Consider the following 15193-nt stretch of genomic DNA (forward strand, 5'->3'; position numbering starts at 1 on the left):
CTCGTTCCGGCTGCGTCTGTCTCTGGTGCGGTGGCTGTGCGTGAGCGGTGTGCGGAGGTACGGGGGCGGGAGTACGGAATGAAGGGCCGGCCGGTCAGGTCAGGTCGGGTCCGATCAGCGGTGACGGGCGGGTTCGGCGGTGCGGAAGCCGGGGGGTGCGACGTCCACCGCCCGCTCGTCCGGTTCGGTGAGGCGCTCGGCCGAGGCGTACGCGGCCCGCTCCTTCGCCGTCGGCGAGAGGGCGACGAAGGCGGAGGTGATGAACAGGTACGAGCCGAGTCCGACGGCGAGCGGGAAGATGAACTGCATGACCGTGGCGCCCGGGAGAGCGGTGGCGGAGGGAACGACCTCGACCCGAACGGCGAACATCCCCGTGTAGTGCATGCTGCTGACGGCCGCGCCCATGACGAGCGAGGCGACGGCGACGGCTGCCGGAGCGTGGATGTTGAGTGCCGCCCAGAGCGCCGCGGTGGCGGCCACGACCGCGATCACGACCGAGAGGGCGACGAGCAGGGGGTCGAACCGGACCTGTCCGTGCAGCCGGAGCGCGGCCATGCCCATGTAGTGCATGCTCGCCACGCCGACGCCCGTGGTCAGTCCGCCGATCAGGAGCGAACGGACCCGGTCGCGGCCGTAGCCGACGGCGAACACTCCGAGGCCGACGACGGCCATGGCGATGAGCAGGCTGAGGATGGTGAGGGGAACGTTGTAGCGGATGTCGGTTCCGGTCACGCCGAAGCCGAGCATCGCGACGAAGTGCATCGTCCAGATGCCGGTGCCGATCGCGGAGGCGGCGGTGAGCAGCCAGTTCCGCCGCGATCGGCCGGTCGCGTCGAGAGCCCGTACGGTGCAGCGCAGCCCGAGGGCGGCGCCGATGCAGGCCATCGCGTACGACAGCGCGGGTGTCAGCCAGCCGAAGGTGGCGTGGTCCAGGTGTCCCATGGCTCAGGGACGCTAGTGCGCACCCGGGGGCGCACCAGGGGCGCATTTCGAAAGCTGATGGAATATGACAGAGAGATGATCCCGAACGATCACGCCGAGTTCGAACGTGCACACAGAACGTTCACACCTCCGGGTGGTGAATCATGAGCACATGAGCGATGACCCCACGCGTGTCCGAGAGTTCTTCGGCGTCCGCGCCGCCGACTGGGACAGCCGGTTCCCCGACGACGGTCCCGCGTACGCCGCCGCCGTGAGCGAGATCGGCCTGCGCCCCGGTGACGCGGTGCTGGACGCCGGCTGCGGGACGGGCCGCGCCCTGCCGCCGCTCCGCGCGGCCGTCGGCCCGACCGGCACCGTACTCGGCGCCGACCTGACCCCCGAGATGCTGACCGCGGCCGTACGGGCGGGACGCGGCGCCCCGGAGCAGGATGCGCCCGGTGCCGGGACCCTCCTGCTCGCCGATGTCGGCCGGCTCCCGGTGCGCGACGGGGCGCTCGACGCCGTCTTCGGGGCGGGGCTCATCTCCCATCTCGCCGACCCCGTCTCCGGCCTGCGGGAACTCGCCCGGGTCGTGCGTCCGGGCGGCCGCCTCGCGCTGTTCCACCCGATCGGCCGCGCCGCACTCGCGGCCCGGCACGGCCGGCAGATCACACCGGACGACCTGCGCGCCGAGCCCCGCCTGCGCCCCGTGCTCGCCGAGGCCGGCTGGCGGCTCGTCAGTTACGTGGACGAGGACGCGCGCTACCTGGCTCTGGCCGTCCGCGAAGGCTGAGCCACCGCGCGGAGGCCAGACGGCCCGGACACGCCGTCGTCCAGGGTGACGCATGCCGGCCGGCGACCACAGCCTGGTGGCCCGGTTCAAGAAGGGCGCCACACCACAGTCGACCGTCACCACGAAGACCAGCGGCAGCGGCACGGTGACGAAGGCCCCCGCGAAGCGGGCCGAACGGGAGGGCGCCGACCTGCTCCACCAGGCCGTCCCCGCCGCCGGTTGGGACTTCGCGGGCCGGCGGCTCGACGGCTCGTACGCGGGTGATGACGACACCGTCGACGTCGGCACCTAGGACATGGAGCTCACCGCGGTCTTCGAGCGGAAGCGGTACGCGCTGAAGGTGGAGTGCGCGGGCGGCCGCGGAAACGTCTCGCTCTCGTAGGACGGACCGCACTCGGACGGCGACACCGTCCTGGCCACGGCGGTGCCCGACCCGGGGCACCTGTTCGTGGACCGGCTGCTCGACAGGGAGCCGTACGGCGGCGACGAGGAGCGTGCCCTCGGGGAGACGGCGGTCGGCTTCGAAGAGGAGGGGCACACCCTGACGGCGGTGTTCGCCCGCGCGTAGCGCGCGCCCCTCCCGCCGCCTCCCGATCGGGACGGGTCATGACCTGTCCTGACCGGAACTGTCCCAACGCGCCCTTCTGTCCCGGCACTTCGCTGTCTACGGTGGAGGTACCGGGCAGTCGTGCCCGGGGAAGGCGGTGGGCGATGACACGGGTAACGGAACGACTGCGCAGACTCCTCCCCTCCGCCCGGCGGGAGCCCGAGGCGACCGCGCCCGCGCCACCGCGCGCCCGGCAGGGCCACAACCTCTTCGAGGCGGCCGCCGAGTACGTGGCCGCGTGCGCCGAGGACGACCCGGCCCGGGCGGAGGAGGCGGCGAGCCGGGTCTCCCCCGGTGCGCTCTCCTTCGGTGTCAACGAACTGGCCTGCCGGGCGCTCATCGCCCTCGCCCGGGAGCGCGACGAGTCACCGACCACCGTGGCCCGCTCGCTGCTCGGCCTTCGGGACGGCGGACGACCGACGACTGCCGACCGACGGCTGACGGCTGACGGCTGACGGGCGGTGCCTGAGGGGGGCACTCCACGGGACATCTCTCGTCCGCACACCCTCGACGCGCGGGTTACTCACTGGTTAAGGTGCGCCGACGACCAGATGGGGAGGCTGCCGTGGCCGGGACGGACCCGATCGCCGAGGCGCGCGCCGGCGGCGCCGAAGCCGACGCCGACGCCGACGCGCTGTTTGTGCTGACCGCGGCGCTGCTGACGCCCGCGCGCTTCCCGAGCGTGCTCGGTGACGACTACCCGGCGGCCTGCGCCGCGCTGGGGCTCCAGCCCTACGCGGAGGGGTACGGGCTCGTGTTCGGCCAGGACGGGCTCGGGGCGCGGTGGACGGTCGTCGTCGACGACGTGTCGCTCGTCGCGGTGGCCATCTCGTCCTGGGACTGCGGCATGGCCTATGACCTCTCCCCCGACGAGAGCTCGGTGGTGGCGGGGCTGCCCGGCTGGCCGCTCGCGGTGGTCACCGCCGCGCCCGACGTCCCCGCGCCCCACGACCCGGAGCCGGAGGAGGGCGATCCGGCCCCGCTGACCCCGCCGTCGGGGGACGTGTGGGGCGCGGCGCAGCGCCGGCTCGGCGCGGACGAGGTGGCGCTCCGGTGGGCGGACTGGCGTGCGCAGGTGAGCGACGACGCCCAGGGTGGCGCCGCACCGGAGGCGGGTACCGCAGAGGCGGGTACGGCGAGGTCCGGTCCGGAAGCTGTCTCCGACGCGGTCGTCCCCTCCGTATCCGATCCGTACGACGGCGTGCGCAAGGCCCTGAGCGAGCTCCGCGGCTATCTGGAGGAAGCACCCCCGGTGGGGCGGGTGCGGTCCGCGTCGGCACCGGAGGGCGGTGCTCGTGTGCTGCGCGCGGACGGTCCGGGCTGGTCGTTCGTGGCCCGGACCGACGACATGGCCTTCGTGCTCCTCGACGACCTGCCGCGCGAGGTGCTGCCGGTGGCCCGGGGCCCGAGGCTGCCCGCGCTCCTCGACGCTCTCGACCGGATGGCCGTCCGCACGTCCTGAACACTCCTCCCCCTTGACCCGGGGGAGGATCGAGGACGTACGCCGTCAGACGCGCTCCAGGGGGCGGTGCGGGCCCTCCGGGAGTTCGGCGCGGATCGTGTCGCCGGGGCGCACCTCCCCACCGGTCAGCACGATGCCCATGATGCCCGCCTTGCGGACGATCTCGCCGTTCTCGTCGCGGCCGAGGACCTGCTTGAGCAGGCCGTGCCGGAAGGTGTCGATCTGCGCGCAGGGGTTGCGCAGCCCCGTGACCTCGACGACGGCCTCGGCGCCCAGGTGGAGACGGGTGCCGGTGGGCAGGCCGAGGAGGTCGATCCCGCGGGTCGTGACGTTCTCTCCGAGGTCGCCGGGGGTGACCTCGAATCCTGCGCCCGCCACGTCCTCGAAGAGCTCGGCGTGGATCAGGTGCACCTGACGGAGGTTCGGCTGGGTCGGGTCCTGGGCGACGCGCGACCGGTGCTTGACCGTCACTCCCGCGTGGACGTCACCCTCCACTCCCAGGCCCGCGAGGAGCGTGATGGCCTCGCGGTTGGGCTTGGTGAACGTGTACGTGCCGTTGCTGCTGACGGTCTGGACGGTGCCGCTGCTCATGCCGAGGAGCTCCCCTTCTCCGCTGCTGACCGGTCGTCACGGGCGCTGGATACACCTCGCCCGCCCCCGAACCGATGATCACGCCGCGCGTGACCGGCTCCGACCCTACTCGGCGCCTTCCGTCCGCTCCGCGCGCAGGGGCTCGCCCACCTCGTGCAGGTGCCCGAGGGCCTGGCGGTACGACTCCACGAAGCCGGTCTCGGTGTACGGCACGCCCAGCGCGGCACAGTGGGCGCGTACGGCGGGCTGGGCCAGTCGGAGGTTGGGGCGCGGCATGCTCGGGAAGAGGTGGTGCTCGACCTGGTAGTTGAGTCCGCCGAGGAACCAGTCGGTGAGGGCGCCGCCCCGGATGTTGCGCGAGGTGAGCACCTGGCGGCGGAGGTGGCCCCAGCTGTCGCCGTCGGCGTGCTCGTCCGGGCGCTCCATGCCCTTGTGGTTGGGGGCGAAGGCCATGCCCAGGTGGACGCCGAGCAGCATCTGGTGGAGGAGGGCGAAGACCAGGGCCTGGAGGGGGTCGAGGAGGGTGAGGAGCAGCGCCGCGTAGCCGGCGAAGTGGGTGAGGAGCAGGGCGCCCTCGACGAGCCGCTCGCGCCGGGTGCGGCAGGGGCCGTCCTCGGCGAGCAGGGACTGGACTCCGTACACCTTGAGGGCGATGCCCTCCAGGGTGGTCAGGGGGAAGAACAGCCAGGCCTGGTGGCGGGTGAGGAAGCCGCGCAGGCCCGTGCGGCCCGTGGTCTGGTGCTCGGCGAAGACGAGGATGTCCGCGGCGACGTCCGGGTCCTTGTCGAGATGGTTGGGGTTCGCGTGGTGGCGGTTGTGCTTGTCGTTCCACCACTCCCGGCTCATGCCGAGGAGCAGGTTGGCGTGGACGAGCTGGATGATCCGGCTCGCCTTCCGGTCGGTGGTGATCTGGGCGTGGCCGGCGTCGTGGCCGACGAAGGCGGCGCGGGCGGAGAGCAGTGCGAGGGGGACGGCGAGCAGGAGGGCCCACCAGGAGGGGCCGATCAGGGCGAGTCCGGCCACGACGGCGGCGATGCCGAGGAGGTTGACGACGATTCCTCGGGCGTACCAGCCGGGGCGGTGCTCCAGGAGGCCCTGTTCCCTGACCGTCCGCAGGAGCGGGGTGAACTCGCTGCCGCCCCTGGCGCGGACGGGCGCCTCGGCGGGTGCCTCGGCGGGGGCGAGCGCCGGGGGCAGGAAGGTGGCCTGGGACATGGCGGGCTCCTGTTTCTGTGCGTCGGGGTGCGAGCGGATCGGTGGGGCGCCTCCACCGAAACTACGGATCCGTGATCGTGCCGGGCCATGGCGTCACCACCCGTCCAGGTCAGGGGGCGCGCAGGGGGTCGGGGGTGGGGGGAACCCCACCCTTGGACAGCGCCGGGGTATTTGTGGTGTACGTCACGCGCGGGATGCGCCCGTCGAGATGGGGCTTGAGGTAATCTCGGCCGCTCGGTCGCCAGGTAGTCAAATTTGAGGAATGCATTGTCGCTGTCGTACGGATCCGAGGATTCCGCCCGCGAACTCACCCTTTTCTCCGCCGTCTTCCTTCCCGCCGATCCACCCCGCGCGGGACGGATCGCCTTCTGGTCCCCGGATGACGAGGCGCTGCCGGAGAGCGTCCCGGCGAACGCCGAGCTCACGGTCGTGGACGGCGAGAGCCTCCGCCCCGTGACCGTCCCCGCGCACGCCCTCTCCGTACGGGACGCCCTGCCGCTGCTCACCCGTGCCCGGTTCACGGACTCCGCCTCACAGGCCGCCGCGTTCTGGGGCGCCGCGTCCCTGTTCGCCCTGGACCTCGTCGCGCGCGGCCTGCTGCTGCCCGGTCTGACTCCCGGCGAGCACGACGCGTGGCGGGCCGGGCCGCTCGGCCCCGAGGAACTGGCGCGCCTGCGCACCCTCGCCGCCTCGATGCCGCCCAGCGCCCACGCCGTGCCCCTGGCCGGCGAGCCGCTGCTGCTGCCCGAGCCCGAAGCGCTGCTCCGCGCGTTCGCCGACGCGGTCGCCGACACGCTGCCGCGCACCCCGGCCGCCTCCCTCGCGGCGGGCGGGACCGCTTTCGCGGCCGACGCGCCGCAGTCGATCCCCGAACAGCGGGCCTGGGCCGCCGACGTGGCGGCGGGTCACGACGCGGGCGTACGGCTGTCGCTCCGCCTCGAACTCCCCGGCTTCACCGCCGAGGCGAGCGAGGCACCCGCCTTCCGCGCGGTCCTCCAGCTGCACGGTGTCGCCGACCCGACGCTGGTCGCGGACGCCGCGGAGGTCTGGTCGGGATCCGGCGCGACGGCCGGCGCCTTCGGCCCCCGGGCCCGGATGGACGCACTCCTCGCGCTGCGGCGCGCCTCCCGTGCCTGGCCGCCCCTGGCCCCGCTCCTCACCGCGGCCGTGCCCGACACCGTCGGACTCGACGACGAGGAGGTCGCGGAGCTCCTGGGTCCGGCGGCCCGGGCCCTCGCGGCGACCGGCGTCCAGGTGCACTGGCCGCGCGAGCTCACCGACCGGCTCACCGCCCACGCGGTGATCGGCCCCCCGGCGACGGGGGACGAGCAGAGCGGTACGGGGTACGGAATCGGCGACACGCCGGACGCAGGCCACGGCGTACCGGACGAAGGCCGCCCCGACACGCCGGCCGGCGCGCAGGGTCCCGTCGGCGGTTCGCTCCCCTCCTTCCTCTCCGCCGACGCCCTGCTCGCCTTCAACTGGCGCTTCGCGGTGGGCGGGCACGAGCTGACGCGGGCCGAGCTCGACCGGCTCGCCGAGGCCGGGCGTCCCCTCGTCCGCCTGCGGGACCGCTGGGTCCTCGTCGACCCGGCCGAGGTGCTCCGCGCCCGCGCCCAGCAGGACCGCAAGGTCACTCCGGTCGACGCCCTCTCGGCCGTCCTCACCGGCACGACCGAGGTGGACGGGCGCCCCGTCGAGGTGGCGGCGTCCGGCTGGCTGGAGCGCCTGCGGGAGCGCCTCGCCGATCCCGAGGGCGGCCGCCCAGAGGTCGCGCAGCCCGCCGCGCTCGCCGCGACCCTGCGCGACTACCAGCTGCGCGGGCTCGACTGGCTCCACCGGATGACCTCCCTCGGCCTCGGCGGCTGTCTCGCCGACGACATGGGCCTCGGCAAGACGATCACGGTCATCGCGCTCCATCTGCACCGGCAGTCCGACCCGGCCTCCGCCGGGCCCACGCTGGTGGTCTGCCCGACCTCGCTCATGGGCAACTGGCAGCGGGAGATCGAGAAGTTCGCGCCCGGCACGCCGGTCCGCCGCTTCCACGGCGCCACGCGCGACCTGGACGGCGTCGCCGACGGCGACTTCGTCCTCACCACGTACGGCACGATGCGCCTCGACACCGAGCGGCTCGCCGCGCGGAGCTGGGGACTCCTCGTCGCGGACGAGGCACAGCACGTCAAGAACCCGTACTCGGCGACCGCGCGTGCGCTGCGAACGATCGGGGCACGCGCGCGCGTGGCGCTGTCCGGCACCCCGGTGGAGAACAACCTCTCCGAGCTGTGGGCGATCCTCGACTGGACGACCCCGGGCCTGCTCGGCAGCCTCGGGGCGTTTCGTACGCGCTTCGCCGCCGCCGTCGAGGGCGGCGGGGACCCGGCCGCCGCCGAACGGCTCGGCGCGCTCGTCCGCCCGTTCCTGCTGCGCCGCCGGAAGTCGGACCCGGGCATCGCGCCCGAACTGCCGCCGAAGACGGAGACCGACCGGACCGTCTCCCTGACGCCGGAACAGGCCGGTCTGTACGAGGCGGTGGTGCGCGAGACCCTGGAGTCGATCGCCGTCGCCGAGGGCATGGCGCGCCGCGGGCTCGTCGTGAAGCTGCTGACCGCCCTCAAGCAGATCTGCAACCACCCCGCCCAGTACCTCAAGGAGGACCGGCCGAGGATCGAGGGCCGCTCGGGCAAGCTGGAACTGCTCGACGAACTCCTCGACACGATCCTCGCCGAGGGCGCGAGCACCCTGGTCTTCACCCAGTACGTGGGGATGGCCCGGCTCCTGGAGACGCACCTCGCGGCGCGGGGCATACGGACGCAGTTCCTGCACGGCGGCACGCCCGTCGCCGAACGCGAGGCGATGGTGGCGCGTTTCCAGGACGGGGAGGTGCCCGTCTTCCTCCTGTCCCTCAAGGCCGCCGGGACCGGGCTCAACCTCACCCGGGCCGAACACGTCGTGCACTACGACCGCTGGTGGAACCCCGCCGTGGAGGCACAGGCCACCGACCGCGCGTACCGGATCGGGCAGGACCGGCCGGTGCAGGTGCACCGGCTGATCGCCGAGGGCACGATCGAGGACCGGATCGCCGCCATGCTCGACCGCAAACGGGAACTGGCGGACGCCGTCCTCGGGACGGGCGGGGACACCCCGCCGGAGCTGACCGAACTGACCGACGCGGAGCTGGCGGAGCTCGTACGACTGCGAGGGGACGGACGATGAGCGGATACGAGAACGGGCACGGGCACGACGGCGACGAGCGGACCTTCGAGGCGCTGCCGCCCGCGAAGGGCTCGGCCTTCGCGAGGACCTGGTGGGGCCTGACATGGCTCAAGGCGCTGGAGGACACGGCGCTCGACGGACAGCAGCTCAAGGCCGGGCGCCGGCACGCGCGCGCGGGCGCGGTGGGCGCCGTGTCGGTGCGCCCGGGCCGGATCACGGCTCTCGTCAAGGACAGTGACGGCACCTCGCACCGCAGCGACGTGCTGGTGCGGGAGTTCACGGAGGAGGAGTGGGAGCGGCTGCTCGACCTGGCCGTGGACAGTGCGGGTCACATCGCGGCGCTCCTCGACCGCGAGATGCCGCCGCACCTGGTGGAGGACGCGGCGGTGGCGGGGCTGGACCTGCTCCCGGGGATCGGCGATCTCGATCCGGAGTGCGGCTGCGAGGCGTGGGACCACTGCCGGCACACCTCGGCGCTCTGCTACCAGGTGGCGCGGCTGCTCGACGAGGACCCGTTCGTCCTGCTGCTGATGCGGGGGCGCGGGGAGCGGACCCTCCTCGACCAGCTGCAGGCGCGCAGCGCGCGGCGGGCCGCGGCGCCTTCGGTGCGCGGCGCGAAGGACGGGCGCGGCTCCGGGGACGGGGACGGCGCCGCTGTGGAGGGCGGCGGAGGCATGCCGGGCGTGTCGGCGGCCGAGGCGTACGCGGCGAGGGACATCCTGCCGCCGCTGCCGGCCCCTCCGAAGGCCCTCCCGGCGCCGGGCGAACCGCCCTCGCTCGACACGGAGACGGATCCGGAGCCGGGGGTCGACCCGACGGCTCTCGAGTTCCTCGCGACGGACACGGCGGCCCGCGCGCACCGGATGCTCATCGCAGCCCTCGGGGGCGGCGAGCCGGAGCCGCCGGTGCCCGCGCTGACCGTCGCGCAGGACGCCGCGCGCCTCGCCGCGGGCTCTCCCGCCTCCTGGATCACGGCGCGGCTCGCCGACGGTTCGGGCAGGTCGCGGGTGGAGCTGGCCGCGGCCACGCGCGCGTGGCGGTTCGGCGGCGGCCCCGCTCTCGCCGTACTGGAGGAGGAGTGGGCGCCGGACGCCGAGACCCTCGCCCGGGCCGAGGCGCGGCTCGCCGAGTCCTGGGAGGACGGTGAGCGGCCGGTGCTGCGGCGGACGGCCGGCGCGCGCTGGACGGTGGTGGGCGCGGAGGCGCAGTTGCGGCTCGGTGCGGACGGCCGCTGGTGGCCGTACCTCAAGGCCGCGGGCCGCTGGTCCCCCGCGGGTCCGGCGGACCGCGATCCGGCGTCGGTGCTGGCCACGGCCCTCGCGGCGGGCCCCGCGGGAGCGGGCGGCCAGGGCACGGGCGGTTAGGGCACGGGTGCCGCCGCCGGTGCTACCGGAGGAGGCCGGTGAGCTTCCGGCCGGTGGCGGACGGGGCGGCCAGGCTGCAGGCGACGGCGTCGGAGCCGAGCAGATAGCTCGTGCGGTAGGGGTACTGGACGAAGGTCGTCCAGCGGGTGCCGAGCGGCTGCCGGGCGGCCTTGTCGCGGAGCGGTGCGCGGCAGAGTTCCGTGGCCGCTTCCCGTACCAGCTGGTCGTCGGCGTACGTCCCGGTCAGGCGAAGCCGGGTGACGAGCTCGGCGTCGTGCGGCGTGTCGCAGTCGCGCCGGAGGGCGGTGCCCGGCGTGGCGCGGTCGATGTCGAAGCAGTCGCCGACGCGCAGTGCTTCGAAGGAGACGGGCTTGGCGGGGGGACGCGTCGACGTCGGGGCCGTGGTAGGGGACGACCCGGTCGCGGCGGGAGCGGTGCTCGCGGTACGGGAGGACTGCGGCGAGGCGCTGCTCGACTGCGGGTCCGGGCGCAGGCCGGGCGCCGTGTGCGTCGGCGTGTCGGTCACGGGGCCGCGTGTCGCGGGCGCGCCGGTCGACGGCGTACCGGTCGACGGCGTACCGGCCCCCGGGGTGGACGGTTCGACGACGGCGCCGTCGGTGGTGGTGACGACCGGGGACGGTCCGGCCACCGGGCCGCCCCCCGACCGGCCGTCGGCCGGTCCTTCGAACTCGTCCCCGCCGCCGACGGCCATGACCCCGCCCACGACCAGTGCGGCCAGGAACAGCGGGACGAGCGGCACGCCGAGCCAGCGTGCGTGCCGCGCGGCCGGCCCCGGCCGAGGTGACCCCAGGCGTACGACACGCGACCACGCCGGAGCGGTGAGCCGCTCGGTGTAGTCGGACTCGGTGGAGTCGGGCTCGGTGGAGCGGGGCTCGGCTGACACGGACTCGGTGGGTCGGCGGTCCGGCGGTGGAGGGGTGGTCGGCTGGTGCGGCACGTACACAAGGGTTGCCTGTCGACGGCCGTGAGGCGAGTGATCCGGGGGCGTCGAGTACGGCCTGTACAGAATCGTGACCATCGTCGAGTGCCCCTGGGGGCGTCTTGTCCGGTGATCGACGGAAAGCACCCTTCCTCCGCCGGTCCTCCGTCCCGGGGCGCCACGGCGGCGCCCCGGCCCGCGTCCTACAGACCGAGCTGGCGCTCCGCGCCCTCGACGGTCTGGGCGAGGAGCACGGCGATGGTCATGGGGCCGACGCCACCGGGGACCGGGGTGATGAGGGAGGCGCGCTCGGCGGCGGACGCGAAGTCGACGTCGCCGATGTTGCCCGGGTTGTAGCCGGCGTCGATGACGACGGCGCCGGGCTTGATGTCCTCGCCCTTGATGAAGTTCGGCTTGCCGACGGCCGCCACCAGGATGTCGGCCTCCCGTATGACGGAGGAGAGGTCCTTGGTGCGGGAGTGGCAGTAGGTGACGGTGGCATCGCGACCGAGGAGGAGCAGACCGGCCGGCTTGCCGAGGATGGCGCTGCGCCCCACGACGACGGCCCGCTTGCCGCTCGGGTCGACGTCGTACGCGTCGAGGAGACGCATGATGCCGCCGGGCGTGCAGGAGACGAAGCCGGGCAGCCCGAAGCCCATGGCGGCGAAGGAGGCCATCGTGACCCCGTCGACGTCCTTCTCCGGGGCGATGGCCTCGAAGGCGGCGCGCTCGTCGATGTGCGGGCCGACCGGGTGCTGGAGCAGGATGCCGTGGACCTCGGGGTCCTCCGACAGCGCGGTGATCGCGGCGACCAGCTCCTCGGTCGTCGTCTCGGCGGGCAGCTCGACGTGCCGGGAGCGGATTCCGGCCTTCGCACAGCGGTTCTGCTTCATCTTCACGTACGTCACGGAGGCCGGGTCGGCCCCGACCAGGACGGTCGCGAGACAGGGCGTGACACCGGTGCGGCGGGTAACCTCGGCGGCGCGCGCGGCGGTCTCCTCGACCGTACGGCGGGCGAGGGCGGTGCCGTCCATGAGGGTGGCGGTGCTGGTGGACATGGCAACTCCTGGGCGTCGTGTCTGACGGGTGGTTCGCCCAGGCGCACGGCATCGGCGCGGTCGCACCGCTCGGGTGCGCTCCGCCCGGGCCGCTCCCCGGTGGTGATCCACCTCAAGCGCCAGTCACGGCCCGCGCCCACTCTACGTCCTCCCTGCCGGGGGCCGGGGGCCGGGCCCGGTCCCCGGTCAGGGCGGCGCAGGTGCTGCCGTCAGGACGCCGGCACCGGCTGCTCCGGTGCGAGCGAGTTGCCCGCGGGGATGTCGCCGCAGTCGGACGGAGCGGTCCTGCCGGCGAAGCGGTCGTCGAGCCAGTCGATCGCGAGCGGTGCCCAGACGACGGGCACGCCGTTGTGGCTGAGGAGGTTGAACTGCCGGTACGCGATCGAGCCGTTGCCGGTGGCGCAGTACTGGCGTGCCAGGGCGCGTACGTCCCCGGCGACCATGACCGCGTCACCGGTGCCGATGCCCGGCGGGTTGGCGAAGGTTCCCTCGAGAACGCCGCCGTTGCCCTGGGCGATGAACCCGGGGACGGTCGGGGTGGCGGCCGAGCCGAGGTTGATCCTGTTCACCGCGTCGACGAACTCGGGCACCGAGTTCGCGTCGGCGTACTGCGGCTTCGCCATCTTCTTCCAGGTCAGCCCGGGATAGTGGCCGAGCGCGTCCACGATCGAGCCGTGCTCCAGCTCCCCGTACACCTGCCTGCCGTAGTCGTTCAGGTACTGCTTGAGGTCGATGTCGTAGGAGCGGGAGACGCCGATGACCGCCATGGGGATGACGCCCGACCACACGAGGGAGCCGTCGACGTACTTCAGGTTGTGCGCCGGGGCCACGAGGAGGCCGCCCTCGGCGAAGCCGACCAGCTGCCGGTTCACGTCCGGCGCGTAGGCCGGTGCCATCGCGGCCGCCCAGTTCGTGGCGATGGCGCCGCCCGAGTAGCCCATGAGACCGAACCGGGTGCCGGTGCTCAGGCCCGTCTCCGCGGACCGGGTCGCGGCACGGATCGAGTCCAGGGTGTTGGTCCCGTACTCGGGCCCCGCGGCGAAGTTCGCTCGCTGTCCCTGGGTGTCCGGGATGACGAGGGTGTAGCCCTTCGCGAGCAGCGGCGCCATGAAAAGCGCCTCGGCGTTCGGGATCACGCCGCCGAGGGTGAGGTTGCCGGCGATCGCGCGCGACGGCCCGTCCTCCGGGTTCAGCGAGTCGTAGAACGACTGGTAGGACACGGCCTTGCTTCCGTCGCCCGTGAGGCTGCGCACCACCGTGGTCACGTTGGCCGACGGGCGGCCCTGGGCGTCGGTGCTGCGGTAGAGCAGCTGGATCGCCTTCAGCGGCGTGGGGATGCCGACGAGGTGGTACTGGAGCGTCCGCGTCTTCAGCACGGCGCCCGGCGCGAACGACGACAGGGGCTCGCTGCCGTCGTAGGCGTAGAACGGGTCGCCGGCGGCGGGCGCGGTCGTGGCCGCGGTCGTCGTCGGCGCGGTCTCGGTGACGGTGGCCGCGGTGGCCGCGGGAGCGGCGGTCAGGCCCGCCGTCGCGAGGGCCGCGGTGACGGCGATCAGCCGGACTCCTGGCTTGGACATGATTCCCCCGGTTCGTGGAGCGACTTCACGATGGGCAGTCGGTCGCGGTCCGCACACGTCTGGCGGTGCGCCGGAAGGCGTGTTACCAACTGGTAGGTAATATCCCGGAAACCATCATGGCGGCGGTACGGCGCGCTGCCCCCGGGGCGTAGCACAGAGATTCGTGAGGTGGATTGTGACCGCGTCCAACGCCGCGGAACCCGGCCCCGCACCGCAGTTGGGCGGCATCCCGGTGCACAAGCGGCTCCTGGACGCCGCGCCGAACCTGGCGCCCGCGGTGATGGCCCGGCTCGTCGAGCAGCTCCCCTCGTACGGAGCGCTCCCGTCGGAGCAGCTTCGCGGCGAGACCACCCAGGCGGTGAACCGCGGCATCCGGACCTTCATCGAGGTGCTGCGCACCGGAGAGCCGCCGGAAGAGGCGGAGTTGGCGACCATCCGCGAGTCCTCGGCCCGACGCGCCGACGAGGGCATCCCGCTGGAGGCTGTCGTCGGCGCCTACCACTTCGGCGCGGAGGCGTGCGTGGCCCAGGTGCTGTCGGCCGCCGAGCCGGAGGACCTGCGCGATGTGCTGCTGGTCCAGCGCCAACTGCTGGGCTATCTGCGGCTGGTGAGCTGCGCGGTCGCCGCCGGGTACGTGCAGGAGCGGCAGGCGGCGCTCGGCGACGAGCAGGTCGCCCGGCAGTCGTTGCTGTCCCGACTGCTCGAGGGCGGCGACCCGCGGGCCGCGGCCGACCGCGCCGGCATCCGGCTGCCGCCCCGCTACCTGGTCCTCAGCATCGCCATGGGACCGCACCCGGACGAGCTGCGGCCCGAGGTGAACCACGCCGTGGCCGGACGCCGCAAACTCCGGCGGCTGCGCAACGAACTGCAGCGCCGGACGCCGGGCGTCCCGCTGTCGGTGCTGTCCGGCGACGGCGGTCTGGCGCTCGTCCCGGACGAGACACCGGCCGCCGACCTGGGCCGCGCGGACCGGGATCGGCTCACCCGACTGGTCGAGGAGCTCAGCCGGATGTGCGGCGCCGAACTGCTGGTGGCCGCGGCGGCCGCCGCACCGGACGGCGTCGCGGACGCGGCCCGACTCGTGGGCGAGGTACGGCAGGTGGCGAAGGCGTCCGGCCGCGGCCCGGGACTGTATCTGCTCGACGACGTGCTGCTGGAGTACCAGTTGAGCCGCCCGAGCCCGGCCAGCAAGGCGCTCGCCGCCCTGCTCGGCCCGCTGGCGGAGCGCCCGGAACTGCTCGACACGCTGCGCACGTTCCTCGCCTGCGGCATCGACCGGCGCCAGGCCGCCGCCCGCCTCCAGGTCCACCCCAACACGGTGGACTACCGCCTGCGCAGCGCCACGAAACTCACCGGCCTGGACGCCGCCCGGGGCGCCGACCAACTGACCCTGCGCGCCGCGCTGGCCGCCCACGACGCCGTACGGCAGAGCGAGCCCGAACTCGGCTGACG

The 15193-nt window shown here is 73.9% G+C and carries 14 protein-coding genes and 1 riboswitch; of the genes, 8 read left to right on the plus strand and 6 right to left on the minus strand.

The window, feature by feature from the left end:
- Nucleotides 1–114 precede the first annotated feature (114 nt).
- Nucleotides 115–942: an MHYT domain-containing protein gene (locus tag SGA01_RS07805; protein ID WP_055639657.1), complete on the minus strand. Its 828-nt coding sequence runs from the start codon at nucleotides 940–942 to the stop codon at nucleotides 115–117.
- Nucleotides 943–1093: 151 nt separating this feature from the next.
- Between SGA01_RS07805 and SGA01_RS07810 the strand changes: the two genes are divergently transcribed.
- The 5 genes from SGA01_RS07810 (at nucleotide 1094) to SGA01_RS07825 (ending at nucleotide 3783) form a co-directional block, all read left to right on the plus strand.
- Complete coding sequence (locus SGA01_RS07810) at nucleotides 1094–1714, plus strand: class I SAM-dependent methyltransferase (RefSeq protein WP_141294630.1); 621 nt, start codon at nucleotides 1094–1096, stop codon at nucleotides 1712–1714.
- Nucleotides 1715–1766: 52 nt separating this feature from the next.
- A complete protein-coding gene (locus SGA01_RS07815; protein WP_141294632.1) occupies nucleotides 1767–2006 on the plus strand; it encodes an InlB B-repeat-containing protein in 240 nt (79 codons plus the stop codon).
- 132 nt (nucleotides 2007–2138) lie between these two features.
- Nucleotides 2139–2282 carry a hypothetical protein gene (locus SGA01_RS40940; protein WP_167534040.1) on the plus strand — a complete coding sequence of 48 codons (144 nt, stop codon included), beginning with the start codon at nucleotides 2139–2141 and terminating at the stop codon, nucleotides 2280–2282.
- 143 nt (nucleotides 2283–2425) lie between these two features.
- Nucleotides 2426–2776 (plus strand): hypothetical protein, encoded by a 351-nt coding sequence (locus tag SGA01_RS07820; RefSeq protein WP_141294634.1) that lies wholly within the window; start codon nucleotides 2426–2428, stop codon nucleotides 2774–2776.
- Between the two features lie 110 nt (nucleotides 2777–2886).
- Complete coding sequence (locus SGA01_RS07825) at nucleotides 2887–3783, plus strand: hypothetical protein (RefSeq protein ID WP_229918286.1); 897 nt, start codon at nucleotides 2887–2889, stop codon at nucleotides 3781–3783.
- Between the two features lie 45 nt (nucleotides 3784–3828).
- On the opposite strand, the gene SGA01_RS07830 is transcribed toward SGA01_RS07825, so the two are convergent.
- Nucleotides 3829–4374 (minus strand): MOSC domain-containing protein, encoded by a 546-nt coding sequence (locus SGA01_RS07830; protein ID WP_141294636.1) that lies wholly within the window; start codon nucleotides 4372–4374, stop codon nucleotides 3829–3831.
- A 105-nt stretch (nucleotides 4375–4479) separates the two neighbouring features.
- On the minus strand, nucleotides 4480–5589 hold the full coding sequence (locus tag SGA01_RS07835; RefSeq protein ID WP_174867225.1) for a fatty acid desaturase family protein: 1110 nt from the start codon (nucleotides 5587–5589) through the stop codon (nucleotides 4480–4482).
- Between the two features lie 255 nt (nucleotides 5590–5844).
- Between SGA01_RS07835 and SGA01_RS07840 the strand changes: the two genes are divergently transcribed.
- Both SGA01_RS07840 and SGA01_RS07845 read left to right on the plus strand, forming a co-directional pair.
- Complete coding sequence (locus SGA01_RS07840) at nucleotides 5845–8802, plus strand: SCO1167/SCO6262 family helicase (protein ID WP_141294637.1); 2958 nt, start codon at nucleotides 5845–5847, stop codon at nucleotides 8800–8802.
- On the plus strand, nucleotides 8799–10166 hold the full coding sequence (locus tag SGA01_RS07845; RefSeq protein ID WP_141294639.1) for an SWIM zinc finger family protein: 1368 nt from the start codon (nucleotides 8799–8801) through the stop codon (nucleotides 10164–10166). Before SGA01_RS07840 ends, SGA01_RS07845 begins: the two co-directional genes overlap by 4 nt.
- Before the next feature lie 22 nt (nucleotides 10167–10188).
- Here SGA01_RS07845 and SGA01_RS07850 read toward each other — a convergent pair whose 3' ends face one another.
- The 3 genes from SGA01_RS07850 to SGA01_RS07860 all read right to left on the minus strand — a co-directional run bounded on the left by SGA01_RS07850 (nucleotide 10189) and on the right by SGA01_RS07860 (nucleotide 13741).
- Nucleotides 10189–11070: a hypothetical protein gene (locus SGA01_RS07850; protein WP_141294641.1), complete on the minus strand. Its 882-nt coding sequence runs from the start codon at nucleotides 11068–11070 to the stop codon at nucleotides 10189–10191.
- Between the two features lie 239 nt (nucleotides 11071–11309).
- Complete coding sequence (locus SGA01_RS07855; RefSeq protein WP_141294643.1) at nucleotides 11310–12164, minus strand: bifunctional 5,10-methylenetetrahydrofolate dehydrogenase/5,10-methenyltetrahydrofolate cyclohydrolase; 855 nt, start codon at nucleotides 12162–12164, stop codon at nucleotides 11310–11312.
- A gap of 28 nt (nucleotides 12165–12192) precedes the next feature.
- A riboswitch (ZMP/ZTP riboswitch) is annotated at nucleotides 12193–12301 on the minus strand.
- A 72-nt stretch (nucleotides 12302–12373) separates the two neighbouring features.
- On the minus strand, nucleotides 12374–13741 hold the full coding sequence (locus SGA01_RS07860; RefSeq protein WP_141294644.1) for a lipase family protein: 1368 nt from the start codon (nucleotides 13739–13741) through the stop codon (nucleotides 12374–12376).
- Between the two features lie 163 nt (nucleotides 13742–13904).
- Between SGA01_RS07860 and SGA01_RS07865 the strand changes: the two genes are divergently transcribed.
- Entirely contained in the window at nucleotides 13905–15191 is a 1287-nt protein-coding gene (locus SGA01_RS07865; protein ID WP_255325162.1) for a PucR family transcriptional regulator, read from the plus strand.
- The last annotated feature ends 2 nt before the right edge of the window (nucleotides 15192–15193 follow it).

It is taken from the genome of Streptomyces gardneri (assembly GCF_006539185.1).
Taxonomy (GTDB): Bacteria; Actinomycetota; Actinomycetes; order Streptomycetales; family Streptomycetaceae; genus Streptomyces; species Streptomyces gardneri.

Excerpts from the sequence above, each read along its gene's own strand:
- SGA01_RS07805 (WP_055639657.1), bottom strand. The coding sequence starts at position 942 with ATGGGACACCTGGACCACGCCACCTTCGGCTGGCTGACACCCGCGCTG.
- SGA01_RS07810 (WP_141294630.1), top strand. The coding sequence starts at position 1,094 with ATGAGCGATGACCCCACGCGTGTCCGAGAGTTCTTCGGCGTCCGCGCC.
- SGA01_RS07815 (WP_141294632.1), top strand. The coding sequence starts at position 1,767 with ATGCCGGCCGGCGACCACAGCCTGGTGGCCCGGTTCAAGAAGGGCGCC.
- SGA01_RS07820 (WP_141294634.1), top strand. The coding sequence starts at position 2,426 with ATGACACGGGTAACGGAACGACTGCGCAGACTCCTCCCCTCCGCCCGG.
- SGA01_RS07830 (WP_141294636.1), bottom strand. The coding sequence starts at position 4,374 with ATGAGCAGCGGCACCGTCCAGACCGTCAGCAGCAACGGCACGTACACG.
- SGA01_RS07835 (WP_174867225.1), bottom strand. The coding sequence starts at position 5,589 with ATGTCCCAGGCCACCTTCCTGCCCCCGGCGCTCGCCCCCGCCGAGGCA.
- SGA01_RS07845 (WP_141294639.1), top strand. The coding sequence starts at position 8,799 with ATGAGCGGATACGAGAACGGGCACGGGCACGACGGCGACGAGCGGACC.
- SGA01_RS07855 (WP_141294643.1), bottom strand. The coding sequence starts at position 12,164 with ATGTCCACCAGCACCGCCACCCTCATGGACGGCACCGCCCTCGCCCGC.
- SGA01_RS07860 (WP_141294644.1), bottom strand. The coding sequence starts at position 13,741 with ATGTCCAAGCCAGGAGTCCGGCTGATCGCCGTCACCGCGGCCCTCGCG.